This is a genomic window from Mammaliicoccus sciuri (genome assembly GCF_025561425.1).
In the GTDB taxonomy this organism is placed as follows: domain Bacteria; phylum Bacillota; class Bacilli; order Staphylococcales; family Staphylococcaceae; genus Mammaliicoccus; species Mammaliicoccus sciuri_A.
This window is the reverse complement of the sequence record NZ_CP094824.1, coordinates 496,421-523,079: the sequence shown is the minus strand read 5'-3', so window position 1 is coordinate 523,079 and position 26,659 is coordinate 496,421. Positions and strand designations below refer to the sequence as shown.

At 32.9% G+C, this 26,659-nt stretch carries 22 protein-coding genes and 1 pseudogene; 4 read left to right on the top strand and 19 right to left on the bottom strand.

Translation table 11 applies throughout. From position 1 onward, the window contains the following. Window positions 1-106: 106 nt before the first annotated feature. Entirely contained in the window at window positions 107-1,432 is a 1,326-nt protein-coding gene (locus MUA60_RS02495) for a 6-phospho-alpha-glucosidase (protein ID WP_107576711.1), read from the bottom strand. A 20-nt stretch (window positions 1,433-1,452) separates the two neighbouring features. Then, window positions 1,453-3,030, bottom strand: coding sequence for an alpha-glucoside-specific PTS transporter subunit IIBC (locus MUA60_RS02490; RefSeq protein WP_262649510.1), 1,578 nt, complete (start codon window positions 3,028-3,030; stop codon window positions 1,453-1,455). A gap of 150 nt (window positions 3,031-3,180) precedes the next feature. Here MUA60_RS02490 and MUA60_RS02485 point away from each other — a divergent pair, with 150 nt between their 5' ends. Both MUA60_RS02485 and MUA60_RS02480 read left to right on the top strand, forming a co-directional pair. After that, window positions 3,181-3,930: a MurR/RpiR family transcriptional regulator gene (locus tag MUA60_RS02485; RefSeq protein WP_262649509.1), complete on the top strand. Its 750-nt coding sequence runs from the start codon at window positions 3,181-3,183 to the stop codon at window positions 3,928-3,930. A 49-nt stretch (window positions 3,931-3,979) separates the two neighbouring features. After that, window positions 3,980-4,936: a 2-hydroxyacid dehydrogenase family protein gene (locus tag MUA60_RS02480; protein ID WP_262649507.1), complete on the top strand. Its 957-nt coding sequence runs from the start codon at window positions 3,980-3,982 to the stop codon at window positions 4,934-4,936. A 24-nt stretch (window positions 4,937-4,960) separates the two neighbouring features. Here MUA60_RS02480 and MUA60_RS02475 read toward each other — a convergent pair. Then, window positions 4,961-6,399: pseudogene (locus tag MUA60_RS02475) on the bottom strand (aminotransferase-like domain-containing protein). A gap of 96 nt (window positions 6,400-6,495) precedes the next feature. Here MUA60_RS02475 and MUA60_RS02470 point away from each other — a divergent pair. Then, window positions 6,496-7,107 (top strand): LysE/ArgO family amino acid transporter, encoded by a 612-nt coding sequence (locus tag MUA60_RS02470; protein ID WP_262649505.1) that lies wholly within the window; start codon window positions 6,496-6,498, stop codon window positions 7,105-7,107. Between the two features lie 181 nt (window positions 7,108-7,288). On the opposite strand, the gene fba is transcribed toward MUA60_RS02470, so the two are convergent. From fba to MUA60_RS02425, 9 genes are read right to left on the bottom strand one after another with little or no spacing between them, the layout of a single operon-like run. Continuing rightward, window positions 7,289-8,128, bottom strand: a complete 840-nt coding sequence (fba, locus tag MUA60_RS02465) for a class II fructose-1,6-bisphosphate aldolase (protein WP_262637121.1) — start codon at window positions 8,126-8,128, stop codon at window positions 7,289-7,291. 24 nt (window positions 8,129-8,152) lie between these two features. Beyond that, window positions 8,153-9,172: an inositol 2-dehydrogenase gene (gene iolG / locus MUA60_RS02460; protein WP_049319549.1), complete on the bottom strand. Its 1,020-nt coding sequence runs from the start codon at window positions 9,170-9,172 to the stop codon at window positions 8,153-8,155. Between the two features lie 13 nt (window positions 9,173-9,185). Further along, window positions 9,186-10,775, bottom strand: a complete 1,590-nt coding sequence (locus tag MUA60_RS02455; RefSeq protein ID WP_049319548.1) for a solute:sodium symporter family transporter — start codon at window positions 10,773-10,775, stop codon at window positions 9,186-9,188. Between the two features lie 54 nt (window positions 10,776-10,829). Beyond that, on the bottom strand, window positions 10,830-11,714 hold the full coding sequence (gene iolE / locus MUA60_RS02450) for a myo-inosose-2 dehydratase (protein WP_049319547.1): 885 nt from the start codon (window positions 11,712-11,714) through the stop codon (window positions 10,830-10,832). Between the two features lie 10 nt (window positions 11,715-11,724). After that, a complete protein-coding gene (locus MUA60_RS02445; protein WP_262649504.1) occupies window positions 11,725-12,744 on the bottom strand; it encodes a Gfo/Idh/MocA family oxidoreductase in 1,020 nt (339 codons plus the stop codon). 16 nt (window positions 12,745-12,760) lie between these two features. Beyond that, a complete protein-coding gene (iolD, locus tag MUA60_RS02440) occupies window positions 12,761-14,674 on the bottom strand; it encodes a 3D-(3,5/4)-trihydroxycyclohexane-1,2-dione acylhydrolase (decyclizing) (protein ID WP_262637123.1) in 1,914 nt (637 codons plus the stop codon). A 13-nt stretch (window positions 14,675-14,687) separates the two neighbouring features. Then, entirely contained in the window at window positions 14,688-15,647 is a 960-nt protein-coding gene (gene iolC, locus MUA60_RS02435; RefSeq protein ID WP_049319544.1) for a 5-dehydro-2-deoxygluconokinase, read from the bottom strand. A gap of 13 nt (window positions 15,648-15,660) precedes the next feature. Next, entirely contained in the window at window positions 15,661-16,479 is an 819-nt protein-coding gene (gene iolB, locus MUA60_RS02430) for a 5-deoxy-glucuronate isomerase (protein WP_037590347.1), read from the bottom strand. A 16-nt stretch (window positions 16,480-16,495) separates the two neighbouring features. Then, entirely contained in the window at window positions 16,496-17,950 is a 1,455-nt protein-coding gene (locus MUA60_RS02425) for a CoA-acylating methylmalonate-semialdehyde dehydrogenase (protein ID WP_262649502.1), read from the bottom strand. A gap of 205 nt (window positions 17,951-18,155) precedes the next feature. On the opposite strand from MUA60_RS02425, the gene MUA60_RS02420 reads away from it, so the two are divergent. Continuing rightward, window positions 18,156-18,911, top strand: a complete 756-nt coding sequence (locus MUA60_RS02420; protein WP_262649501.1) for a DeoR/GlpR family DNA-binding transcription regulator — start codon at window positions 18,156-18,158, stop codon at window positions 18,909-18,911. A gap of 139 nt (window positions 18,912-19,050) precedes the next feature. On the opposite strand, the gene MUA60_RS02415 is transcribed toward MUA60_RS02420, so the two are convergent. The 7 genes from MUA60_RS02415 to MUA60_RS02385 all read right to left on the bottom strand — a co-directional run bounded on the left by MUA60_RS02415 (window position 19,051) and on the right by MUA60_RS02385 (window position 26,389). Further along, window positions 19,051-20,316 (bottom strand): Gfo/Idh/MocA family protein, encoded by a 1,266-nt coding sequence (locus MUA60_RS02415; RefSeq protein WP_262649500.1) that lies wholly within the window; start codon window positions 20,314-20,316, stop codon window positions 19,051-19,053. A gap of 189 nt (window positions 20,317-20,505) precedes the next feature. Next, complete coding sequence (gene nagE / locus MUA60_RS02410) at window positions 20,506-21,996, bottom strand: N-acetylglucosamine-specific PTS transporter subunit IIBC (RefSeq protein WP_262649499.1); 1,491 nt, start codon at window positions 21,994-21,996, stop codon at window positions 20,506-20,508. A gap of 220 nt (window positions 21,997-22,216) precedes the next feature. Further along, window positions 22,217-22,573: a zinc ribbon domain-containing protein YjdM gene (locus tag MUA60_RS02405; protein ID WP_048541593.1), complete on the bottom strand. Its 357-nt coding sequence runs from the start codon at window positions 22,571-22,573 to the stop codon at window positions 22,217-22,219. 183 nt (window positions 22,574-22,756) lie between these two features. Beyond that, entirely contained in the window at window positions 22,757-23,239 is a 483-nt protein-coding gene (locus MUA60_RS02400) for a helix-hairpin-helix domain-containing protein (protein WP_262649497.1), read from the bottom strand. 16 nt (window positions 23,240-23,255) lie between these two features. Continuing rightward, window positions 23,256-24,848 carry an ABC transporter permease gene (locus MUA60_RS02395; protein ID WP_262649496.1) on the bottom strand — a complete coding sequence of 531 codons (1,593 nt, stop codon included), beginning with the start codon at window positions 24,846-24,848 and terminating at the stop codon, window positions 23,256-23,258. A gap of 1 nt (window position 24,849) precedes the next feature. Then, a complete protein-coding gene (locus MUA60_RS02390) occupies window positions 24,850-25,746 on the bottom strand; it encodes an ABC transporter ATP-binding protein (protein ID WP_262649495.1) in 897 nt (298 codons plus the stop codon). Between the two features lies 1 nt (window position 25,747). Further along, on the bottom strand, window positions 25,748-26,389 hold the full coding sequence (locus MUA60_RS02385; protein ID WP_262649494.1) for a TetR/AcrR family transcriptional regulator: 642 nt from the start codon (window positions 26,387-26,389) through the stop codon (window positions 25,748-25,750). Window positions 26,390-26,659: the final 270 nt, after the last annotated feature.

Here is a 26,659-nt window from a genome sequence, read left to right as displayed (position 1 = left end):
AGAAAGTCGATATACGATATAGTGTTCTTAAACGTTTGTAAGACAAAGAAAAACGTGCAAGACTCGTAAGCCTTGCACGTTATAAATACAAATATATTTCTCAATATTACTTCAATTCTGGCCAGTATTCTTTATTTGCTTCAATAAGGTCATCTAGTATATCTTTAGCTACTGATGCACTCGGAACTGTGCGAGATAACGTTAGTGCTTGCCATAATTTTTGATAAGATTGTTCTTCATAAGCTTCAACTGTTAATTTCTCAACACCTACTTGTTGTTCCATTAAACTTTTTTGGAATCTTGGGATTTCACCAACTGATAAAGGTTCTGGACCTTCGCTACCAACTAAACATGGAATTTCAACCATCGCTGTTGGTTCAAAGTTTGAAATGGCACCTTTATTCTCAACAATCATTAACATTCTTTCTTTCGTATTAAACGCAATGGCTCTTGCTAAGTCTACGATATATGACGCATGTTCATCTATTGTTAATTCTGTTCCTTCAGCTGTACCTTGATCAATGATTTTTTGACATTCACCGAATACAAATTTTTCTCGTCCTGCCATTACTTCATTTGCTCTTGTATAGTCTTTATTTGAATGTTCCACAACGTAATCAGGGAAGAAATAATATTTTAAATATGTGTTAGGTAACGTATCTTTATCAAGCGCTTGTACATCACGCGCTTTCTTGAACGTGTCATTCCAACTTGCTTCTTGTTCAATATCACTGCCCGTATCAGTCGAATACCCAAATTGTTCAACGTGTTTAATGATACTAGGCATTAAATCATTACCAGACTTATCTCTTATATCTGTCCACCAACCGAAGTGATTTAAACCATAATATTTAACGACCATTTCTTTTCTAGATTTCAGCCCAATATTTGTTGCCATTAGTTCTTCAATACCAATTGGCATATCACAAATATTTAAAATTTTAGAATGAGGTCTTAGTTTCCGAGTTGCTTCAGCTACAATTGCTGCTGGATTTGAATAATTTAACATCCAAGCATCTGGTGAATATTGTTCCATGTAATCTACAATTTCTAGTACGCCTGTAATCGAACGCATACCATAAGATATCCCACCAGGTCCGCACGTTTCTTGTCCAACTACACCGTGTTTCAATGGAATCTTCTCATCTTGTTCTCTCATCGCATATTTACCAACACGTATATGCGCCATAACGAAATCTACATTTTCAAAAGCTGTTTTAGGATCTGTACTCGCCTGTAACTTAACACCAGGCGCTCTTTCATGAAGAAGTATTTCACAAGCATCTGCAATGGTTTGTTGTCTATCACCATCATTGTCGTATAGTTTAATCGTATCAATCGGAAAATCTTCTAAATGGTCCAGTAACATTAATATAATACCTGGCGTAAATGTACTTCCGCCACCTGCTATTGTTATGTTAAATTTCTTCATTATTTATGACCTCCATATATTTATATCATCGTTTCAAATGAATCTCTTACTTGAGGTACACTAAGTCCCACAATTACTTGAACATTTGTACCACTTTTCGCTACACCATGTGCCATCTGATTATGTGTGAAATAGTCATTATCTTTTACTAAACTTGGATCTTTAACCGTTACTCTTAATCGTGTCGCACAATTTGTAACGTCTTTAATATTGTCTTTGCCACCTAATCCTTCTAAGAAATAAATAGCTTTCGTATCGTATTCTGATGCATTGTCATCCATTTGTGTATCAGCACTTGCTTTCTTAGACTTATAATCTTCTTTCGTATAAAGCTTAGCATCGCCATCATCAGGCACACGTCCAGGTAATGGTACATTAAACTTCTCGATAATAAACTTAAATACGAAGAAGTAAATCACAACAAAGATGATACCAATGATAAATTGTGTAACGTAAGTCATACCGTGATTAGAGAATAATGGAATCCAGTTTATAGCCGCGATTTCTATCGCGCCACCACCTTGAATACCGACTACACCAAATAGGTACATAATTGTAACCATTGTCGCACCTAATAATGCATGAATTAAGAATAAGTATGGTGCTATAAATAAGAACGTAAACTCTAAAGGTTCTGTAATTCCTGCGAAAATTGCTGTTAATCCAGCTGGTAATACTAATGCTAATACTTTTTTCTTGTTCTCTTTCGGTGTTGAAGCGTACATTGCTAACGCAATACCTAAACAACCAAATATTTTAATGTTACCTTGTAACAAGAATCCATATGGATAAAGTTCTTTAAGAGATTTAGCAGAATTTGAGAATTCTGTTAAGTGTTGAATCCAATAAGGTTTCAATCCACCATTGACCGCTGCAGGTCCATATTCAAATGGTGTGTATATGAAATGATGTAATCCTGTAGGAATCAATATTCTTTCTAAGAAGTTGAATAGCCAAACTCCTACAAATCCTGATTTCAACATGACACCTTGTAATGAACCGATACCTGCTTGTACTGTTGGCCAAATCGCACATACGATAAAAGCGATTGGGATCATAACAAAGAATCCTATGATAACAACGTATGGTAGACCTTGGAAAATACCAACCATTTCAGGTAATTTCTTATCATAGAAACGATTATGTATCCAAATGACGATTGCTGATATAAAAATTGCACCAATAATACTTGTGTCTAATGTTGGAATACCAGCTATTTCTTTTACGCCCGTTAAATTTTCAACACCCTTTGATAAATCTACACCGAATGTCTTTGGCCAAAGGGTTAAAATCGCATTAATAAAATTGTTAAATACTAAATAAATCATTAAAGCTGCTAGTGTTGCTCTACCTTGAGCTTTTTTAGCAAGTGAGATTGGAAGTCCAATCACAAACGCTAGCTCCATATGGTTGAATATTGTCCAACCACCCGCTTCAATTAAACTCCAAATTTTAAACCACATTGTGCCATCTTCAGCTATTGAACCCATAATATTTGGATTTTTAAATAATTTTGCAAACCCTACAACAATACCAAAAAATGCAAATAGTAATACCGGAACAATCATAGCACTTCCAAATCGTTTAATTGCATTCATATTTTAACCCCTTTTCCTCATCAATTTATCTCCACAATATAGGAAGCGCTTACATTTGCCAATAGGTTTGACGTAAATAGAAATCACATAGTAAACTTAGATTATATTTTCATAACACGAAAATTTTTTCACTTAGAATGGAGGATTATAATGATTTTGGATAAACTGATTAATGAACATTATCAGCAACTTAATGACAATGATATACATATCATACAAATGATTAATCAAAATATTCACTTGATTCATCGATTAAAAATACAAGAAATCGCCGATATATCACACACTTCAATTTCTTCTATTCACCGACTCGCTCGTAAACTTGGCTTTGATGGTTATAGTGATTTTAAAGCATATATTAAATTAAATAGACAAACATCTAAACCATCGACAGATATCATTGAAAGTTTAGAGCAAGATTTACAACAAACTATGAAACATTTAAAAATGATCGACTATGATTATATAAGCGAACAAATCAATCAAGCGCCTTACATCTACATATATGGTACAGGTGTCGCACAACTAAACGTCGCACGTGATGCTCAACGACACTTTCTTTCTATCAATAAAAGAGTAATGGTTATTAACGACGAGAATGAACTTAAAATCGCTATGAATCAAATGAATAAAGATGATTTAATTTTTATCATTTCATTATCAGGTGAAACATCACATTTAAGAGAGAACGTCGAGATTATGCACACACGAAATATTAGTTATATTTCTATTACAACATTAAAGGATAACTATTTAGCTCAGAATGCGATCTACAATATATACGTTAATAGTTCTCCGATAGAACTATTTAACCAAACATCTTATTCCAGTTTCTTACCATATCACATTGCTTTTGAAGTCATCGTACGTAAATTCAGTGAATGGAAACTTGCTCATTAGGGTATAGTCATCATATAAACGTATGAAAAGTTCTATAGGAGGTTACATCATGAATAAAGTATTCATAACTGGAGAAATTCCAACAGAAGGATTAGATATGTTACAAGATCATTTTGAAGTAGAAGTCTTTGAAGGGGATCAATTAATTATGAAAGATACTTTACTTCAAAAAGTAACAGACGTAGATGCGATTATAAGTCCACTATCTACAAATATCGATAAAGAAATTATTGATCAAGCACCAAACTTAAAAATCATTGCAAATTATGGTGCTGGTTTCAATAACATTGACGTTAAATATGCTAGAGAAAAAGGGATTGATGTTACAAATACACCTAAAGCTTCAACAAATGCTACAGCAGATTTAACGATTGGTATATTACTTGCCGTATCTAGAAGAATTGCAGAAGGCGATCAACTTTGTAGAACAACTGGATTCAACGGTTGGGCACCATTATTCTTTAGAGGTAGGGAAGTCTCCGGTAAGACTATCGGCATAGTTGGCCTTGGTGAAATAGGTTCTGCTGTTGCTAGACGTGCCAAAGGTTTCGACATGAACATCCTTTATACTGGACCACATAGAAAGCCAGAACAAGAAGCTTCATTAGGGGCTACTTACGTCAGTCTTGACGACATGTTAGAACAAGCAGATTTCATTACAATTAATGCTGCCTATTCTGATGATTTACATCATTTATTCAATAAAGATACTTTTGAAAAAATGAAAGATACAGCATATGTTATTAATGCATCTCGTGGACCTATTGTAGATGAACAAGCTTTAGTTGAAGCTTTACAAGCTAAAACAATCGAAGGTGCTGCATTAGATGTATTTGAATTTGAACCAGAAATTACCGAGGCACTTAAAACAATGGACAATGTCGTAATAACACCGCACATCGGAAATGCTACATTTGAAGCACGTGATGAAATGGCAAGAATTGTCGCAAATAATACGATTAAGAAGCTACAAGGTGATACACCAGACTATATAGTGAATAAATAATATAAATAGATCCTCGGCCTCATATTAAGAGTTCGAGGATCTTCTTTTATTTAACAAGTTTTCTTTATCGATGATTGTTCTTAATTTATAAATACTTTCTTTTATATCATGTTCATCAATATATGAATAAGAAAATCTTAAACTATGCTTTTCTCTTTCTGAATAAATCTCTCCTGGATGAATCAGTAATCCTTCTTCTAAGGCAAGTTGGAATAACCTTTTTAAATCAATACTTTCATTAAATTTGAACCATATATAGAAAGACCCTTCTACTTTAGACCATCTACCAATATCTGAGAAAGATTCTGTTAAAGCATCTTCCATCATATCTTTGCGCCTTTTTAAATTGCGTTTAATGTCTTCAATATGCATTTCATGGTAATGCTCCAACCATTTAATAGCAATAAATTGAGAAATCGAACTTGCGCCATAATCATTTTGCATTTTTAAATCTGCTAAATGGTTAATAACCCGTTCGTTACCAATTAACCAGCCTATTCTGAGACCGGGACTAACTGTTTTAGATAGACTCCCTATATACAGCACATTATGACTTGTATCAAGCTCTTTCATCGATTTAGGAATCGGACCTTCAAACCACAGCTCACTATAAATATCATCTTCCACAACAGGAATACCCTTTGCTTTACACTGTTCAAGAATTTGTTCCTTTTCTTTCAATGTATATGTGTGTGATGTAGGATTATGCAAAGTAGGATTACAATAAAATATGCTATTACTGTAATCTTCATCTTCTTTAAAAATCGCATGAATATTATTCCTTATATAATCAATTGATAAAGGTATCATTTTGGAATGGATTTTGTGCCAAGTTCTAATTGAATTAATATAAGAAGGTGTTTCAACGATAATTTTGGATTTGGGGATTAATAATCCATCAGCTATCAACTTCAAACCTTGTAATGCACCAGAAGTGATACAAATTTCTTCTACACTACACTCAATACCTCTTTTTTAACAAGTTCTTTAACTTGTTGTCTCAACTGAATATTCCCTTTAGGTGCTTCATAATTTGAAGTCAATTGACGACTTAAATCTTTAGAAATGATTTCATGAAATGCATCGTTAGGTATTAATTCTGGCGAAAGTTCACCCGTCCCTAATCTCACCATGTCAGGTATAAATTCGCATCTATTAATTTCTCTAATATAATATTGATTGTTCTGGTTAATACTATTTCCTATATAATCTTGCCAATTTAAATTATTACTCACATACTCATTCCATTTATTTTTCGAAACATATATCCCTTTTCTTTCTTTACTTTCAAGCACACCGTAACTTTTCAAAATATCAATAACATGTACAATTGTTGATCTATTTACACCATACTTTTGTGTTAAGGCTCTTTGCGAAGGTATTTTCATACCAACTTCTAATTGACCATTATTAATATCTCTTAACATATCATCTATAATTATTTGGTAGATAGGTTTTTCCATAAATGTAACTCCAATCTGGTTGGGCATAAATTTAATTCTGGATGATTTCATTGTAGCTTATTTCTTTTATACTATACAAAAAGGAGGTTCAATCAAATGTTTCAAGCAGTCATCCACGGTCTTTTATTAGCACTCGGTTTAATTTTACCATTAGGTGCTCAAAATATATTTGTTTTTAATCAAGGCGCAAATCATAAAAGCTTAAATAAAGCTTTACCCGTTGTTTTTACAGCTGGTCTATGTGACACATTACTCATATTACTTGCAGTGTTTGGCGTATCACTCATCTTAAATCACTATCCATCATTGCAATTAATCATATATATCGTCGGATTAATTTTTCTATTGTATATGGCTTGGACGTTATGGAACGAGAAATCATCAAGCAATGGTTCAGACTTAGCAATATCAGCTAAAAAACAAATCAGCTTTGCACTATCTGTATCATTACTGAATCCACACGCCATTATGGATACAATCGGTGTTATCGGTACAAGTGCATCACTATATTCAGGGTATGAAAAAGTCGGATTTACAGTTGCAACAATCTTTATCTCTTGGTTCTGGTTCTTCGGACTCGCTATAGCCGGTAAACAAGTCGGCATGTTCGATAAATCAGGTAAATTTATCATCATATTGAATAGAGTATCAAGTATCATCATCTTATTCGTCGCAGCACTCATTATTAAAAATATAATCAATATGTAGAATGAGGTAAAAATGTTTTGGTTGGGATTTAAGTTGGATTTTGGGGCGCTAACGATCTTGTCTTCGACTCTTGAGCGTTAAAAGCAAGTGCACATCTCTCATCTCAATATTTTAAATTACAAAAAGCTAGGACGATTGATTATTCACGTCCTAGCTTCTTACTTATATTGTATTTTATTAACTATGCTTTGCCGTTGGATTGGCATTTATAAATAATTGATTCGACAGTTTGTTCGATTGCTTTTTTACTTGGGTTCAAGATTTGCTGTGGATTAAATAAACTCGTATCATTAGTTAATACTTCTCTAAGTTCATTACTCCACGCAATATTAATTTCGGTATTAAAATTAATTTTTGCGTGACCTAATTTTATGGCTTTTACTAAATCTTCGTCTGATATACCTGATGCACCATGTAATACTAAAGGTATATCAATCGTTTCTTGAATTTCTTTCATTTCTTCAAATCCTAAATTAGGTTCACCTTTATATTTACCGTGTACTGATCCGAGTGCTGGTGCCAATGTGTCTATATGTGCTTTTTGTGCTAAGTTTATACAATCATCTAACTTCGCATATTGTACATTTCCTATGACACCGTCTTCGTTACCACCAATTGCTCCAACTTCACCTTCTACAATCACATTATTTTTATGTGCATAATCTACTACTTGTTTGGTAAGTTCTATATTTTCTTCAATTGGTAATTTAGACCCATCAAACATAACTGAATCATAACCAGCATCTACTGCTTTCTTACATCCTTCAACAGTTAAACCGTGATCTAGATGTATAATCACTGGTACTGTTATATTCATTGACTTTATTTTATTTCTGATTGTTTTACAGATAAAATCATACCCACCTAAAAAATCTATAATTTTATCTGTCGTTCCTAAAATAATGGGGGAACGTGTTTTCTCAGCAACTTTTAAAATACATTCAATCCATATTAATCCGTTAACATTAATTTGTGGAATAGCATAATGTTCTGTCTTTGCTTTGTGTATAAATGTATTCATTCTATAACGTTCCACCTTCCTTTTTTAAAGTGTCTTTGATTGTTTATTTAATAGCGACTTAGGTTCATTTGATAGTACCGACTCTTTACATTTCACAGCAATTTCTTGAGCTTTATAGCCGTCTTCTATTGAGCAAATTACATCAGTGTCATTTAAGATAGCTTCAATAAATCCATCCATTTCTACTTTATAAGCGTCACTATAACGTTCTAAGAAGAAATATGGCGGATTGTCTTTAGATATTCCTTCAGCTCGATGATAATTTAATGTTGTCGTTTGTTCATTACCTACATCAATTGCACCTTTATCACCCAATACTTCAACTCGTTGATCATATCCATATACACTTCTTCTACAGTTTTCAATCATGGCCATTGAGCCATTTTCGAATTTAAGGGTTACAAGTGCTGTATCGATATCATCATATTGAGCAATGTCTGGATTTACCAGCGCTCCACCAGTTGCATACACTTCTGTTATTTCAGATTGCATTAAATATCTTGCCATATCAAAGTCATGAATCATCATATCCATGAAAAGTCCACCTGAGCGTTTAATATATTCTACTGGTGGTGGCTCTGGATCTCTTGAAGTAATCCTTAATGTTTGAATATTACCAAGTTCACCTTTATTTAAAATATCTCTCAACTCTTTGAAGTTTTTATCAAAACGTCTATTAAAGCCCATTTGCAGTTTCACATTTGCTTCTTTTACCGCTTCTAATGCAATTTTCGCTTCATCAATAGATAAACTAATCGGTTTCTCGCAGAAGATATGCTTTCCTTTTGCACAAGCTTCTTTAATGATATCTACATGCGTATCTGTAGGCGAACATATTACTACTACATCTACCTCAGGATCATTAATAATATCCATATGGTCCTTAGTTTTATTTTCTATTCCTGCTTTTTTGATCCAATCTTCCATCTTGTCGCAATATAAGTCTGAAATCCACTTAATCTTTACATCTTTATGTGTTCTTAAATAGTTTATATGTAATTGGCCAATTCTACCTGCTCCAATTACCCCGAATGTTAGTGTCATATTTTTCTTCCTCCTATGCTAATCCAAGTGGTGAGAATAATACGTAAGTGCCTATAACTACAAGTACGATAATACCACCCACTAAATATCTATGTTTCCATGGTGTGATATCTACTTTTGCGTAATTTACACTGAAATCAAACTCATCAGATGGTTTCCATTTATTGAATAACATCACTATAAGTAAATCTACAAAGAAAAGTACACTTAATACATATAAGAAATGTATTTCTGTAATCAAAACTTTTGAAAGCGCATACAAAACAATGTGTAAAATAAACATCACTTTAGCACCAAGCTGTGATGTACGTTTAACAAAAAATCCTACAAGTACAAGTACTAAAAGTGGCATATTATAAATACCATTAAACTCTTGTACAACTGCATATAAACCTTGTGGGAACAATGAAATCATTGGTGCAATTATTACAACAATTACACCTACTAGTACTGTAACCAATCTTCCAATTCTTGATACTTGTTTATTGCTTGCTTCTTTATTGATAATTGATTTATAAAAGTCCAGTGAGAACAATGTTGCTGTACTATTTAAAGATCCAACAAATGAACTTAGAATAGCACCAAAAATAACTGCTCCAAATAAACCATATGCCCATTCTGGTAATACTTCATTAACAAGCATTGGATAAGCATTATCAGGATTTGTAACTTTATCTCCTAACATATTGAATGCCAACACACCTGGAAATACTAGGAATAAAGCACCAAAAATTTTAAATGTACCAACATACATAGCACCTTTTTGTGCTTCTTTTAAATTTTTACCAGCAAGTGCTTTTTGAACAATCATTTGGTTAGTACACCAGAAGAATAAATTATTGAAGAACATACCAAAGAATAACGTTGGCCATGGTACTATTTTAGAATCAATTGCACCTAGTGAATTAAGCTTTTCTGGCGTGTTCTGAACGACTTTATCAAATCCATGTAAGAAGCTTCCATCTCCGAAAATAATGAGACCTAATGTTGGTATAGCAAGTCCACCTACAATTAAACCGACACCATAGATAGAATCACTATGTGCACTTAAAGATAACCCGCCTATGAACAAATATATAATTCCTACAAGACCTATGACTGTTGATATTAAAATAACTGCAGTCATATCACTTATATTTAACATTTCACTTACGTTGAAAATTTTATTAAATACAAGTGCACCAGAATATAATACAACTGGTAAGAATGAAACTACATAAGTAAATATGAATAATAAAGATACGAGTCGTTTCGTGAATGTATCAAATCTCATTTCAATAAAATCTGATATTGTATCAACACCATACCTAAAATATCTAGGTAAAAAGACAAGTGCTAGTATAACAATGGCTACTGATGATGTTACTTCCCATGCCATAACTTCCATACCCGCAACGAAACTTTGACCATTTTGACCAACTATTTGTTCTGTAGATAAATTGGTCATGATAATTGTAGAAGCAATTGTAAAACCTGTTAAACTTCTACCACCCATAAAGAAACCGTCAGAATTTTGAGTATCAATCTTTCTACTCCGTAAGTAAGCATATACACCTACACATATAACAACTAAAATAAACGAAATTGCTGCAAACATACTCATGATAATTCTCTCCCTTTAGGAGCCCTTAACTCCTATACCATTTTGTTTAAAATTTTATTGATATTGTGCTATATATTCTTTTGCTTTTTTAGCATATATAAATGGATTTGCAATCGCTGGATCTTGTTCAGCTTCAACCACAATCCATCCGCTGTAATCAGATTTATAAATTAGATCTAAGATAGGTTTAAAATCTATTACACCGTCTCCAGGTACTGTGAACATACCTTTTTTCACACCATCCAAGAAGCAACTACATTCTTTATCTACAGCTTCTTTAACATCTTGTCTAACATCTTTAAAGTGAATATGTTTTATCCTAACTTCATGTCTTTCAAATATGTCTATCGGGTCTTCACCAGAAAGGACAAGGTGTCCTGTATCAAATAAGAGAGAAACATTATCTTTGTTTGTTCTTTCCATTAATTCATCTATTTCTTTTGTCGTTTGTACACCTGTACCCATATGATGGTGGTATACGATTTCCATATCTTTTTCGTGTGCTAATTGACCTAACTTCTCTAAACCATCAACTAATAATTGCCATTCTTGTTCTGTAAATATAGGTTTTTCTTTAAATAATGCTTTAGTTAAATCCCCTTGAATACTATTTCCTTGTTCTGAAACAACAATAACTTTTGCGCCTAATGCATGTAGAAAATCTCTATGTTTTATAAACGCTTCTTCTGTTACTTCATATGGTTCCGAAGTTAAATATAAACTTAACCATGCACTTGCGACAGATAGTCCTCTTGGTTCCAAATATGATTTCAAAACTTCAGGATCTTTCGGGTACTTGTTACCTATTTCTGTACCTTCATACCCAGTGAGTGCCATTTCACTTATACATTGTTCAAATGAATTCTCACTCCCTAGTTCTGGCATATCATCATTTGTCCAAGCTATCGGTGCACATGCATATCGAATATTTTTAGTCATTTACTTCACCTCATAACGTAATGATTGTTTTCTTCTCATAAGATTCTTGCATTGCAATTGCAACCTCTGTACTTTTCAATCCATCAATACCTGTTATTGATGAAGGAACATTATTATTGATAGATTCTATAAATGCATTAATTTCATTAATAAATGCTAGTTTAAATCGCTCAGGAAAATGACCTGAAGTCGGTCTAACGACACCGTTTTTGTCATAAACTGTAACTAAGTTTTTCTCTGGTGCATTACCGATTCTTATCATGCCTTCAGTTCCTATAATTTCTGTTTCAACATGGTATCCATGTTGAGCATTTCTTCCGGCTAATAAGTATGCGATTGTACCGTCTTCTAATTCTGCCAGACATGCACCTGTTTCCAATTCTTCACATTCTGTTAATTCAGGTGCTGCTATGTTATTACCTAGTGAATATACAGTTTTAAATTCTGAACCTGTAAACCAACGTACAAGATCAATATCATGAATCGACATATCTAAAAATATGCCACCACTTGCACTGTTCTTCGCAAATTGGATAAAGCTATCTAACCCTGCACTAGGATCAATTCCATAACATCTCATTGCTGTAATTTTGCCTAATTCACCATTTTGAACAACGTCTTTAGCAAATTGATAAGAATCATCAAATCTACGCATAAAACCTAACTGAAACACTTTGTCTGAGTGACTATTTATTTTTTCAACAACTTGTTTGATATTATCTAACTCAAGTCCAATAGGTTTTTCTGAAAAGACATGCAAACCTTTATCTAATGCTTGTGAAATTTGAACTGCATGAAATCCACTTGGTGAAACAATTACAACTGCATCTAGCTCATCGTTTTCTATCATTTCTGAATAGGATGTATAGCAATTTTTCACACCTAATTCTTCTTTGGCATATGTTAATTCTTGCTCTACAACACTTGCCACAGCGAATAACTCTGCACCTTTCACATGGTTAACAATGTTTTCTGCATGCACTTTTCCTAATCTACTTAAACCAACTTGACCAATTTTTATTTTTGTCATGTTATGAATCTCCTTTTTAATATTGTTTTGCTTTTTTCATAGCTTGAACCTTTTCTTGATATGATGTTTTAATATCTGGTTTTTCACTATGTTCGGATACACCAACATTCCAGAATGATTCATATCCGTCAGTCATCGTTTTAGGTAAAGTCTTTATTTCTATTAATGTTGATTTTGTTTCTTTTTTAGCATCTTTAATTGCAACTTCTAACGCTTGAAGACTATTAACTTTGTAAGAAACTGCACCATATCCTTCTGCAATTTTCTTATAATCTACATTCATGACTTCACCGTTATAATCATTAAATTCAGTACAGAAACTTTCACTACCATTACCCATCTGTAAATTGTTGATACAACCAAATCCACTGTTATCAAATAATACAATGTTGATTTTATAGTTATATTGCAATGCTGTTACTAATTCAGTGTGTAACATTAAGAAACTTCCATCACCAACTAATGCATATACTTCTTTTTGGGGATTTGCTATTTTTGCACCAAGTGCAGCTGCAATTTCGTACCCCATCGTAGAATAACCATATTCCATATTGTAAGTATTAAATATATCGGTCTCCCACAATCTTTCTAAGTCTCCTGGTAAAGATCCAGCAGCGGCAACGATTATTGCATCATTATCAATTGTTTCATTAACTTTAATAACCGCATTTGTTTGTGGTAATTCCGTTTCTAATGCTTCGACGTATTGATTAAGTTTTTCTTTACTAAAATGACCTGATATTTCAGCTTCAAAATCATTTTTATTAATATCTACATGAGATAAACTTTCTCTTTCTTCTGACCATTTATTTTTTAAATCCTTTACTTCATCTAATGTATTAAATTGACATTCACTTAATGCTTTATCCAATAAACTAATTGATATTTTTGCGTCTCCAACTACTTGTATCGCATCTAATTTATAAGCATCGACTCTATTAACATTAATGTTTATAAATTTCGCATTTTCAAAGTTAGCTACTGTCTTTGAGCTAGTTGTAAAGTCTGAATACCTTGTACCAATACCAATAATGACATCAGCTTCTTTTGCATATAAATTAGCTGCTAAATTTCCAGTAACGCCTAGACCACCAAGATTTAGTGGGTGAGAGGCTTCTATTGTAGATTTACCTGCTTGAGTTTCTGCAATAGGAATATTCGTTTTTTCTATAAATGCTTTTATAGCATCTTGAGCTTCCGAATACTTAGCACCACCACCAACAATTAATAGTGGTTTTTTAGCTGTCTTCAATAGTTCAACTGCTACATCTATTGATCTATTCGACGGTTGAAGTCTATCAACATAATGTACACGCTTTTCAAAAAATGTTTCTGGGAAATCGTATGACTCTCCTTGAACATCTTGGCTCAATGCTAATGTCACAGGACCCGCTGTTTGAGGGTTTGTCATGACCTCAAATGCACGTATTAATGCAGACATGATTTGCTCAGGTCTTGTTATGCGATCAAAATATCTTGAAATTGGTTTTAACGCATCATTTGTAGTAATACCAATACTTTGAGGGTTTTCAATCTGTTGTAATACTGGATCTGGTTGACGAGTCGCAAATGTATCTCCTGGTAAAAATAATACTGGTATATGATTTGCTGCCGCTGTACCTGCTGCCGTTACAAGGTTAGCAGCACCTGGACCGACAGATGTTGTCACTGCAAATACTTTTTTTCGTAAACTTTGTTTACTAAAACCAATTGCTGTATGCGCCATACCTTGTTCATTTTTGCCTTGGATTATTTTTAATTCTTTTTGATAATTTGATAGACCTTCTCCTATACCGAGGACATTACCATGACCAAAAATATTCATGACACCTTCAACAAATCTTGTTTCTTGTCCATCAATAGAAATGTATTGTTTCGTCAAAAATCTAACAATTGCTTCTCCAGTTGTTAACTTCACTGTATTAACCATGTCTAATACCACCTTAAGATTGTTCTTTAATTAAATTTTCTATTTTATCAACTGTAGGCATCGCTTCAGATGAACTATGACTACTTACAACAATTGCTGCTGAGGCTGCACCATATTTCAATGCTTCTTCAACTGACTTACCTTTAACCAATGCATAAATAAATGCGGCTGCATATGAATCACCAGCACCAAATGTTTTAACGACATTGGCTTTAAATGCTTTACCTTCATAAGTATTGCCTTCTTTATCAAATGCATTTGAACCTTGCACACCGTGTTTAATGACAACTAAAAGTGGATTAGCTTTAAATAATAGTTCACTAATTTCTTTGTCTGATAATGCTTTATATCTTTCGACCATATCAAATTCATCACGTGTACCAATTACGACATCAGCTTGTTCAGCGACTAACTCATAATAAATAGAAGTTTCTTCTTCGTCTTTCCAACTATAAGGTCTATAATCCAACTCAAAGATTACTTGTACATTATGTTTTTTCGCTAGTAACAGTGCTTTTAGTACCGCCTCTCTTGATGGAGATTTAGCTAACGCAGTTCCTGAAATAAGCAAATATTCTGAATTTTCGACGTATGATTCATCTACATGTTCAGGTGCTAAATATAGATCTGCTACTTCTTCTCTATACATTAATATGCTAGACTCACTCGGACTTTTAATTTCTGTAAACGTTAAGCCAATTTTATGTCCATCTTCATCTACATGTATTTGAGAAGTATCAACGCCTACTTCTTCAAAGTAATTCGTAATGAATCTACCATGTTGATCATCTGATACATTGGCAATCATACCTACATCTAAACCTAACTTAGCCGTACCAATCATGATATTAGCTGGTGAGCCACCAACATATTTGCGAAATGATTCTGTTTCTTCCATTGGTCTATTAATTTCTATTGAGTTTAAATCTATTGCTGCACGACCTATTGCTATAATTTGTTTTTTATTAGACATTCACGTACACCCCTTATTCTCTATCAATAATCCATTCATGATCTGGTTGATTATAAAATTTCCAAACTTTTTTAGGTCCTGCCATAACATTTAAGTAATAACCATCGTAACCATCAGGTACAGCTACTGGATGATAACCTTTAGGCACTACAACAACATCACTATTCTCTACTGTCATCGTTTCATCTAATGAAAGATCGTCTGTAAACACACGTTGAAAGACGAAACCTTTACTTGGATTCATCTCATGATAGTAAGTTTCTTCAAGTAATGATTCATTTGGTAAGTTATCAACGTCATGTTTATGTGGTGGATAGCTCGACCAATTACCTTGATCTGTATACACTTCAACGACAAGTAATTTTTCGCTCGCCGTATGTGTATCAGGTAAAATATTATGGACATGTCGTTTATTTGAATATTTACCTCTATCTTCTACTGAGTTCTCAGATGCTGGGATTAATTGTGTTGCTCTTTCTTCATCCGCTGGTGAATAACAAAGTACAACTCTTGAATCTTTATTCGCTTTAATCGTCACTTCATGATTTTTAGAAATATAGATACTGTCTGTTGGTATTTTTTCAAATACTGAATCTCTTGTTCCTAAATCTTCATAAGAACTTTCTCCATCTGACACATCGATGTTGCCAGTTAAAGCGACAATACATAGTTCAAAATCACCTGTTGATTCTGTGTAAGTACCTTGTGATTTTATGTCTAACACTTTAAATCCGATATAAGCTAAATCAATATCTTCAGGTTTCAAATCATGTATCACTTGTACATCATCACTTAATGGATGATGTACAGGTTTATTTAATAATCGAGCCATCTCTATTTTTCACTCCTTAAAATTGTGGATTACCATGTCTAGCAGTTACAACCTTACGATGTGTATAGAAATCAATACTATCTTTACCATTCGCATGTAATGAACCAAAGAATGATGATTTCCATCCAGAGAATGGGAAGATTGCCATTGGTGCCGGTACACCTAAATTAATACCTAACATACCTGCATCAATATACTCTCTGAAGTATCTAATGGATGATGCACTGTCTGTAAATAAACATGCACCGTTCGCAAATTCAGATTGATTCGCTAATTGAATGCCTTCTTTTAAATCTTTTACTTTAACAATTGATAACACCGGTGCGAATATTTCTTCTTGCCATAATTTCATATCAGTTGTAACATCTTCAAAAATAGTCGGTTTTACGAAGAAACCATCTTTGTTGTTGTCTTCTCTACCATCTAATACAAGTTTGGCACCTTCTTCGACACCTTGATCAACGTAATTTAATGTACGTTCAACATTTTCTTCTCTAATAACTGGACCTAAGAAAACATTATCTTCTAAGCCATTTCCGATAACGATATCTTTAGAAGCTTGTACAAGCTTTTCTTTAAATTCGTCATAAACACCTTCTTGAACAGCAACTACTGCTGCAGCCATACAACGTTCACCTGCTGATCCAAATGCTGCACCAATTACATCTTTAACGGCGCCATCAATATTTGCATCATTTAAAATGATTGTATGGTTTTTAGCACCTGTTAAACATTGCGCACGTTTTAAGTTTTCTGTTGCTTTTTTATAAACATATTCACCTACTGGTTTAGAACCAACGAATGATACAGCTTTAATATGTTCATTTTCACAAATGCCATTCACAACATCATGTGCACCATGTACAACATTGAATACACCTTTAGGGAATCCTGCTTCTTCAATTAACTCTGCGAGTTTATTAACAAGTAATGGTGTCTTTTCAGAAGGTTTAATCACAAACGTATTACCTAATGAAATAGCCATCGGGAACATCCAACATGGCACCATCATTGGGAAGTTGAATGGTGTTATACCACCTACAACACCTACTGGATATCTGTAACTTGTTCCTTCTATATTTGTAGCGATACTTGAAAGTGAGTCACCCATCATTAAAGAAGGGGCACCTGCAGCGAATTCGACATTCTCAATACCTCTTTGTACTTCACCTAAAGCTTCTGTCGTATTCTTACCATTTTCTTTTGTAATAATTTCAGCTAATACTTCTCTATTGTCTGTTAATAATTGTTGAAGTTTGAATAAAAGTCGAGCACGTTTAGGTACAGCAACTTTTTTCCATTCTTGAAACGCTTCATGTGCAATTTTTGCCGCTTCATCTAATTCTTCTCTAGTTGAAACAGGTACTTTAGCAATCACTTCTTTAGTAGCTGGATTGTATACATCTATTGTTTCCTTACTTTTCGACGCTTGCCATTGTCCATTAACGTAATTCTTTAAGATTTCTACCATTTACATATCCTCCAGTTATAAATATTAAAGTAACCGCTTTCATAATCTTTTAAAAAAATGAGTACATATTAATTAACTATTGGTTACTTGTTGAGATAATATTATAATAACGAGTAGAATATGTCAACTTTTGAGTAACTTATATTTTTTATAGTTGTTATATAAGCAAATTTTGGGTATATTGTAAGAAATGGGGGAATCGTATATGAAATCTAAACGAATTTATGAAATAGAATCTTTCATAAAAAAAAACAAAACAGCTTCAATTGATGAATTGAAGGACACATTTAATGTATCTGTTAATACAATAAGGCGTGACATCAACCTATTAGTAGATATGAATGTAGTTAAAAAAGTTTATGGTGGTATTGAAGTTATTGAAGATGAACATAAAGCGGTTGATTACCAAGAAAGAAATGTTGAGAATTATCAATCAAAAAAACATATTGGAAAATTAGCTGCTGCACATATCGAAACTAACGACATTATTTATATAGATACAGGAACAACAACAATACATGTATTAGACTATGTCGACAAAAAATTATCATTTACTATTATTACTAACAGTCTTGATATCATGAATAAAGCTTCACAATTTGAAAATGTAACTTTATTTATCATTGGTGAAAAATACAAACCACGTACTCGATCATTTATAGGTATAGATTCTAATATTTTATTGAATAAATTTAATATCAATAAATGCTTTATGGCAGCTACTGGTGTCAATATTCCAAATGGTCTAACTAACTCAGAGATGGAAGAAAACTTAATCAAACAACTTATAACAAAAAAAGCACGGCAAACATATGTGTTAGCTGATAATAGTAAGATAGGACATTCAACATTACTAACATACTGCAATCTAAGTGACGTAGACAAAATAATTACTAATAAAATACTCCCACAAGAAATACAACAATTCTGCGATGAAAATGATATTAAGGTACTATATTAGTTAATAAATTTAACACACGTGGATTTTTGATGCGCTAACGATCTTGTTTGCGACTCTTGAGCGTTAGCGCTATTTTCACGCACAAAAAAGACGTGATACTGCTATTTTCTAGCGGTATCACGTCTTTATTTATCTTATATTATGATGTTAAGGCTATTTCATTATAGAATTCGTCTATATTTATCGATTGCCCGTGATTCAGTCTTGATTCTTCTGCTGCGAATGCCATTAAGTGGCTGATTAAGGATTTACTTGCTATGGATTTAGATACATTTTGATCTGAGCTATTAATTGCATCTATAAAGTCATTTATAATACCTTCGTCTCCTCCACCATGTCCACTGCTCACTTCTGGGAACTTAACGATTTTTTCTTCTCTTGTTAAAAAGTCAAATATGCTTATTTCATTTGTTTCCATATTTCCTCTTATTTCACCTTTTGTTCCCATTATTTGAACAATTCTTGTTTGTTCTCTTGTAAATGCGCTCATACTAAATGTTGCTGTTGCGCCATTTTCAAATTCCATATTCACAACTTGGTGATCTACAACGTCATTATCTGATTGGAAGACGCATTTCCCATAATCCGTATGATTTAATCTTTCTATAATCGCTTCGTTAGAATTTTCTTCTGTAAATTTCATCGCCCATCCTCTACCGATACCTAAATAATACCTTCCAGCATGAAATGGACATTCATTTTCTACTGGGCATCCGTCTAGACATCTTAATGGTGCGCCTTCTGGTTTGTTTGCTTCGTTAAAGTACATTAATGAACCAAAGGAATTGATTCTTTTACAATCTTGATCCATGATATAACTGATAATATCCATGTCATGGCAAGATTTAGCTAATATCATTGGACTTGATTGTTCTTTACTTTTCCAATTACCTCTTACAAAACTATGTGACATATGCATATATTCTACATTTTCATTAAGTTGAATAGATGCAATCTGACCAATATCTCCGCTTTGAACGATAGATTTGATCCTACTCCAGAATGGTGTATATCTTAATACGTGACAAATCGTTAATGTTCTATCCATTTCTTTCGCTTTTTCTACCATTTTAATACACTCTTCAGGATTAGGAGACATCGGTTTTTCAAGTAATACGTGATATCCTAAATCTAATGCTTTCATTGTTGGTTCAAAATGCGCTTTATCTTGTGTACATATGATTGCTATATCAGCTTCTAGCTTTAAGTCCAATAATGCTTTCCAAGACGCTTGTACGTATCGTTCATCAAGACTATGGTGACTACTTACACGTTCTCTTCTTTCTTTAACAGGTTCCGCTACCCCAATTAATTTAATTTTATGGGGTAAAGATTTTATCAAATTCGCGTAAACTCTTCCCCCACGGTCACCTGCACCTAACAAAATCGCTCTTTTTATACCCATTGAATCGTCCCCCCTTTATCATTCAATAGTTTCATATTACTACTATAAAAGTAAAAAATCACACATTTAACATTATTTTTTGTTCATATTTGTTCAAAATTGTTATTATTAATAAAATTAAAGATAAAAAAACAGTAGGCATTCAAATTATAAAATGAATGTCTACTGTTTGAGTAGTAATATATTGAATTAATGACCTTGATTTTGTTGCATTTGCATGAGTTCATCTGCTGTAAATTGTACATCAGTTCCAATAATAATTTGGATATTTTTATCACTAATCACTTTGTTTCCTAATGCGCCAGATTGTTTGATTTTATCTTGATCAACAACACTTGTATCTTTTAATGTTAGACGTAGTCTTGTTGCACAGTGATCGATAACTTCGATATTATCATTACCACCAATTGCTTCATATATAAGCTTTGTCTTATTAGATACTTTTACACCACTATTGTTTGTTGAAGTACCTGCTACATCTTCTTCAAGACTAGGATCTTGCTTTGCCGCTTCTTCCATTAAGCCATCTCTACCTGGTGTCTTAAGATTAAATGTACGAATCGCAAAATCAAATACAACAAAGTATACGACACCCATAATCATACCTAGTACGAGTAACATTAATGGTTTATTAGCAATTGGAATACTTAAACTTAATAAATAATCTATTAATCCTGCACTAAATGTAAATCCTGCAGTCCAATGGAATGTTGCTGCTATAAATAATGAAATACCTGTTAATAACGCGTGAATACCAAATAACATCGGTGCTGCTACTAAGAATGAGAATTCTAATGGTTCTGTGATCCCTGTTACAAAGGAAGCAATCGCTGCTGTAACCATTAAAGAACCTACTACTTTTCTATTACGCTTCTCAGCATTTTTCCAAATCGCTAATGCTGCAGCTGGTAAACCAAACATCATAATTGGGAATAATCCTGCTTGGTAACGACCTGTTATACCCGCTTCACCTTTACTAGACCAGAAGTTTGCAATATCATTAATACCCGCAATATCAAACCAGAATACTTGGTTTAATGCGTGGTGCAATCCAAATGGTAATAATAAACGGTTAAAGAATCCGTATAGTCCTGCCCCAAGAGGACCAAGTTTAGAAATCATTTCACCAAATGACACTAAGCCGTTATATACTGGCGGCCAAATAAACATTAGTGCAATAGAAATAACTAACATTGCCGCTGCTGATAATATCGGCACAAGACGTTTACCACTAAAGAAAGCAAACGCTGTTGGTAATTTCGTATCTTTAAATCTATTGTAAATTGCTGCTGTAACTAAACCACAAATAATCCCAATAAATACATTACTAATACCCGTAAATGCGATATCAACTTTATCCTCAGCAATATGCAATACTTTCGCCATTGCTTCTGGCTTTAGTACTTGTGTAACCACTAAAAATGATACAAGTCCACTAAGTGCTGCTGCACCATTTTTATCTTTAGACATACCGAATGCTAAACCTACTGCAAATAGTATTGGTAAATTATTAATAACTGCTAAACCACCATTTGCTAAAAAGTTTGCAACGCTATTTCCTTCCCCGTTAATTGCACCTGAATCAATAAAAGATGCGATACCTAAAAGTAACCCAGCTACCGGTAAAATCGAAATAGGTAGCATTAGAGACTGTGCAAATTTTTGCATATAAGCCTTCATATTTTTCTCCCCTTATATATTTGTTGGAAACGTAATCTCTATTACATATTTACCATAAAAAACATTTGATGTATATAACGAATTAATATTTTAAAAACTTAAAATATTAATTCGTTATTTTTAACAAAAAATAATAAGTACTTAGCTAATATTTATATCAACATACTTTCTAAAAAATTAAGAGCCTGCAACAATTCCAATGTTTCAGACTCTTTCTTTCTTACTTATTCACTTTTTTTACAACTGATGACTTCAATCCGATTTGTCCAAAGCCAGGTATTTTACAATCAATGTCATGTCCGTCTTCTGGGTCCACTAATTTGATACCTTTAACTTTAGTGCCTTGTTTAATAGAATTAGATGATCCTTTTACTTTTAAATCTTTAATGACCGTTACAGTATCTCCATCATTTAATTCAACACCATTTACATCTTTAATAACTGTGTTTTCTTCCTTTGATGCATCTTCGTCGTTTATAGACCATTCATGATTACACATTGGACAAATATAAAATTGTCCATCCTCGTAAGTATATTCTGAATCACATTTAGGGCAATTTGGTAATGTTGCTTCCATCTTTCAACCTCCGAAAGTTTATAATAACCTCTATAATTTATCACATTTTCATAAATACTGGTATTGGATTTTCATAAAATTAAGGTTTCATGATAATATATGACGTAATCTCTTTCACTTTAGCGTCTTTTTTATGATTTTCAAATTTATACATTTCAGCAAAATAAATTTCTTCACCAGAATTCAATATGATTGTGCCGTGCGTAGAAGCTTCTTTACCGTGCGTAAGCATTGATTTAATTTCAAGGCTGGATACTTTTGCAAGTGTTCATTTATTTCTTCTAAAAATGCTTTTCTACCCTTTAATTCAAAAGAACCTGGTACTTTCCATACTAAATCATCTGTTAGCCATTCATTAAGATACTTTTCGTCACCAACTAGTGAAGCACTCACAATATCTCTGATAATTCTTCTTTTTGGTGCGTTATCACATTTTAAATCTCCCAGTACAGTGAATTTCACATTTTTTAAATCCTCATCTAATTGACTAAATGATAACCCTTGTTCTAATAATGCTTCTTTCAAAATGCCTATTGCTTTTGGTCCCATACCATGAAGTTTCGCCAAATTATGTTCATCTAATTGAGCAACCTGTTCTAACGTCGTAACATTGATCTTGTTCAAAGCATTTGTTGCTGGTTTCCCTATTTTCGGTAAATTTGTCATCCGAACACAGCTCCCTTTATGAAATGTCTTTTCGTTTAAATCCTATAAATCCAATTATGATAAGCACGACAGATACTATGATTAATATACTTATACCCGAATAATTCATATCTTCAACAGGTATTTCAGGAATATGATGAAATGGCGTTATATCTTTTAACCAGTCTTTAATATTTAACAATTGTCCTAAATAAACGACGAAAAACGTATAAGTTAAATACAGATAAACGATAAAATGCCCTTTATTAAACCATCCTAAAAGTACAACGCCAAGTGCTACGAAAGATATAATGGCAGGTATATGCACAATTCCAGACTTTATAATTGTCCAAAAACTAAATGGATCATTTAACACAGATGCTTGGGCAACATACAAACCGAATGCAGCTATAAAAATCATAAAGATAGCATTAAATAATGAAACAACTAAATAACTACTCAACAATTTAATTCTTGAAATAGGTCGAGACATTATAAGTTCTATTCGATGAGTATCTAATTCGTTTTTTATTTTGTATAAACTTAATAGTGCAGGTATTGTTGATACGATAGCCATTATAATCATTAAAGTCGGTAAGAATGCTTCTATATAATGATCACCTGTCCCAGCTACCATTTGCTGCAACATTTCGTTATCTTTAATAAAATCATCTAACTCACCAAATATTGATCCATATGAAGCGCCAAATACAAACATCCCTATTGCCCAGGAAATAAGACCTACTTTATACAATTTAAGTTGTAAACCTAGTGGAGATAACCATATTTTATGTGCTGTTCTTTTACCTGGTTTAGAAGGCAGTATGCCAGACTCTATATCCCTTCTAAAATAAAGTATCATCGCTATCATCAATAAAATAATAGCCGTTACTAAAGTTATGACGATTGGCCACCAATTATTTTCAGAATAAGCAAACGTTCTTGTAATCCATCCTAGAGGTGAAACCATAGAAATATCTTCATTTATGACGTCACCAACAGCTCTCACTAAATAGCTTAAGAGCAATACTGTAATGCTATAGCCAGTAACACTACTACTTGTTTCAGTTAACTGTGAAAATATAGCTGTCATCATACCAAATAGAATACCAATTGATCCTAATGAAACTGCATAAACAATTGAACCTTGCCAATCCACACTATTAATATTCATTAAAGGTAATATAATCATAATCAAAATGGTTATCATGACATTCACAATTATCATCTCAATAAGTGCACTTATGAGTGGCGATACTTTTCCAACTGGCAATGCTCGAAACATTTCAATACGACCTGCTGATTCATCTCCTCTAGTACTCTTTGAAACAAGTAAAATACTCATTATTGCAACGAGAATACTTGTAAATAGCAACATCTCGTGCGTAAATAACACGCCAACTGTTACATGTTCAAATTGTCCTGGTCCTAACATTGCTTCCATTGCAGGATTTTTAGAAGTTTCAACAATTGGTTGCATATCTGATTGGTGTGGATACATACTTTTAAATGTTGGTGGTATGATAACTGTTAAAACGACAATACCTAATATCCAAAACAGCATTTTCCATTTATGTGTCTTCAGGTAAAATAACGTTAATTGTCCAACACCGTTAAAGAGATTATTCATATTATTCACCTCTTTCAATATTCACACCATAATGTCTCATAAATAAATCTTCTAATGTAGGTGGCATACTTTCTAATTTCAACAACTCAAACCGACTTAAATATTTAATAATATTAGAAACTTTCTCTGAATCCACTTGAAAATGATATGTCTCTCCTTCTTTAGAAATATCGTGTACACCATCTTGCTCCTCTAAATCTGTTAGAACTTCTTTAGACTGAACGACGAAATGCATTCTCGTAAGATGTCTCAAATCATCCAACGTTCCCATTTCTACGATTTCACCTTTTCTAATAATGCCGACTCTGTCACATAATTTTTCTACTTCACTTAATATATGACTCGATAATAGAACACTTTTTCCCTCTTTTTTCTTTTCTAATACACATGCTTGGAATACTTGTTCCATTAAAGGATCCAATCCAGATGTCGGTTCATCTAATATAAGAAGTTGTGCATCTGTTGTAAATGCAGCGATAAGTGCAACCTTCTGTCTATTACCTTTAGAATATGAACCACACTTTTTAGTAGGATCTAAATCAAATTTTTTAATTAGTTCATCTCTTTTTTCATCATTTCGAGTCCCACTTAATTTCAAGAATAAATCTATCACTTCTCCACCTGTTAAGTTTGGCCACAAATTAACATCACCTGGAACATAGGCAACTTGTTTATGAATTTGAACCGCATCTTTCCAAGCATCTTTATCAAATGCCTCTATAGTACCGGAATCTGGTTTAAGCATGCCTAAAATTGCTTTAATGGTCGTAGATTTCCCAGAACCATTTGGACCGATAAACCCAAATATTTCTCCTTCTTCAACAGTGAAATTCACATCGTTTAAAGCTTTAAATTTACCAAACGTCTTCGTAACATTATTTACTTTTAACAATGTCATATTAATCACGATCCTTATAGAAGATTTTACGCATTTCCTTTATATACAAATCGAATTCATCATAAAAGCTTTGATAATCATTCTGCTCAATCATTTGATGCGTTATTCGTGTCTTCATAGATTCTGCTAAACCGTCAATCGAATACTTTATAATATTGATAGACATTTCAACATTTAAATTATCTTTAAAAAAATCCTTATCTAAATCTTCAAATAGTGCATTTTGAACTTTACTTTGTAATTGTTTAATATGTTGATCTTGTTCTTCAGATATATAATGATGTTCAGATTCCTCCAGAACAATTTTCGTTAAAAACTTTGACATATGAGGATGAATAGTCATTAAATTAGATTTAATCTTCGCTTGTTTAACTAACCTATTAAAAATATCTTTCTCAGAAGTATCAATTTGTTTAAAATAATATTCCTCAATGAAATCTAAGGAATAATCCACAAGAAATTTAAATAATCCTTTTTTATTTTTAAAGTAATAAAAAAGCATCCCTTTACCAATACCAGCATTTTCAACAATACGATTCGTAGAACTTTGTTGATAGCCATAATTAGAGAACTCCATCAGCCCTGAATTGATTATTTTTTGACGCTTTTCTTCATCTAATTTATAGAATGCATCATTCATCATATACACCTTCCAAAACATATTAGACCAGTTCGGTCGACTACATCATAACGCTATCGACCAGATAGGTCAACTATTGTTGCTAAAAAGAAAAACACCAATTCGTAACATACGAATTGGTGTTTAATTTAGTACTTACAGCACTATGTACTGACCCCTTTGTTTGCATATAAAGTTTAAAAAATAAATCTAATTTAAATTAAAGACCTAAAGCTGTAATCAAATCTACGATTGGTTGTAAGATACTTGTTAACATAAGAAATCTCCTCCTTT

Coding starts and splice junctions, on each gene's coding strand:
- nagE (WP_262649499.1), bottom strand. CDS start 21,996: ATGAAGGCTTATATGCAAAAATTTGCACAGTCTCTAATGCTACCTATT.
- iolB (WP_037590347.1), bottom strand. CDS start 16,479: ATGGCTCGATTATTAAATAAACCTGTACATCATCCATTAAGTGATGAT.
- MUA60_RS02420 (WP_262649501.1), top strand. CDS start 18,156: ATGAAATCTAAACGAATTTATGAAATAGAATCTTTCATAAAAAAAAAC.
- MUA60_RS02415 (WP_262649500.1), bottom strand. CDS start 20,316: ATGGGTATAAAAAGAGCGATTTTGTTAGGTGCAGGTGACCGTGGGGGA.
- MUA60_RS02485 (WP_262649509.1), top strand. CDS start 3,181: ATGATTTTGGATAAACTGATTAATGAACATTATCAGCAACTTAATGAC.
- MUA60_RS02480 (WP_262649507.1), top strand. CDS start 3,980: ATGAATAAAGTATTCATAACTGGAGAAATTCCAACAGAAGGATTAGAT.
- iolG (WP_049319549.1), bottom strand. CDS start 9,172: ATGACACTAACATTCGGGGTAATTGGAGCAGGTAGAATTGGCCAATTA.
- MUA60_RS02445 (WP_262649504.1), bottom strand. CDS start 12,744: ATGACAAAAATAAAAATTGGTCAAGTTGGTTTAAGTAGATTAGGAAAA.
- iolC (WP_049319544.1), bottom strand. CDS start 15,647: ATGTCTAATAAAAAACAAATTATAGCAATAGGTCGTGCAGCAATAGAT.
- MUA60_RS02390 (WP_262649495.1), bottom strand. CDS start 25,746: ATGACATTGTTAAAAGTAAATAATGTTACGAAGACGTTTGGTAAATTT.
- MUA60_RS02400 (WP_262649497.1), bottom strand. CDS start 23,239: ATGACAAATTTACCGAAAATAGGGAAACCAGCAACAAATGCTTTGAAC.
- fba (WP_262637121.1), bottom strand. CDS start 8,128: ATGAATACATTTATACACAAAGCAAAGACAGAACATTATGCTATTCCA.
- MUA60_RS02470 (WP_262649505.1), top strand. CDS start 6,496: ATGTTTCAAGCAGTCATCCACGGTCTTTTATTAGCACTCGGTTTAATT.
- iolE (WP_049319547.1), bottom strand. CDS start 11,714: ATGACTAAAAATATTCGATATGCATGTGCACCGATAGCTTGGACAAAT.
- MUA60_RS02395 (WP_262649496.1), bottom strand. CDS start 24,848: ATGAATAATCTCTTTAACGGTGTTGGACAATTAACGTTATTTTACCTG.
- MUA60_RS02455 (WP_049319548.1), bottom strand. CDS start 10,775: ATGAGTATGTTTGCAGCAATTTCGTTTATTTTAGTTGTTATATGTGTA.
- MUA60_RS02490 (WP_262649510.1), bottom strand. CDS start 3,030: ATGAATGCAATTAAACGATTTGGAAGTGCTATGATTGTTCCGGTATTA.
- MUA60_RS02385 (WP_262649494.1), bottom strand. CDS start 26,389: ATGATGAATGATGCATTCTATAAATTAGATGAAGAAAAGCGTCAAAAA.
- iolD (WP_262637123.1), bottom strand. CDS start 14,674: ATGGTTAATACAGTGAAGTTAACAACTGGAGAAGCAATTGTTAGATTT.
- MUA60_RS02405 (WP_048541593.1), bottom strand. CDS start 22,573: ATGGAAGCAACATTACCAAATTGCCCTAAATGTGATTCAGAATATACT.
- MUA60_RS02495 (WP_107576711.1), bottom strand. CDS start 1,432: ATGAAGAAATTTAACATAACAATAGCAGGTGGCGGAAGTACATTTACG.
- MUA60_RS02425 (WP_262649502.1), bottom strand. CDS start 17,950: ATGGTAGAAATCTTAAAGAATTACGTTAATGGACAATGGCAAGCGTCG.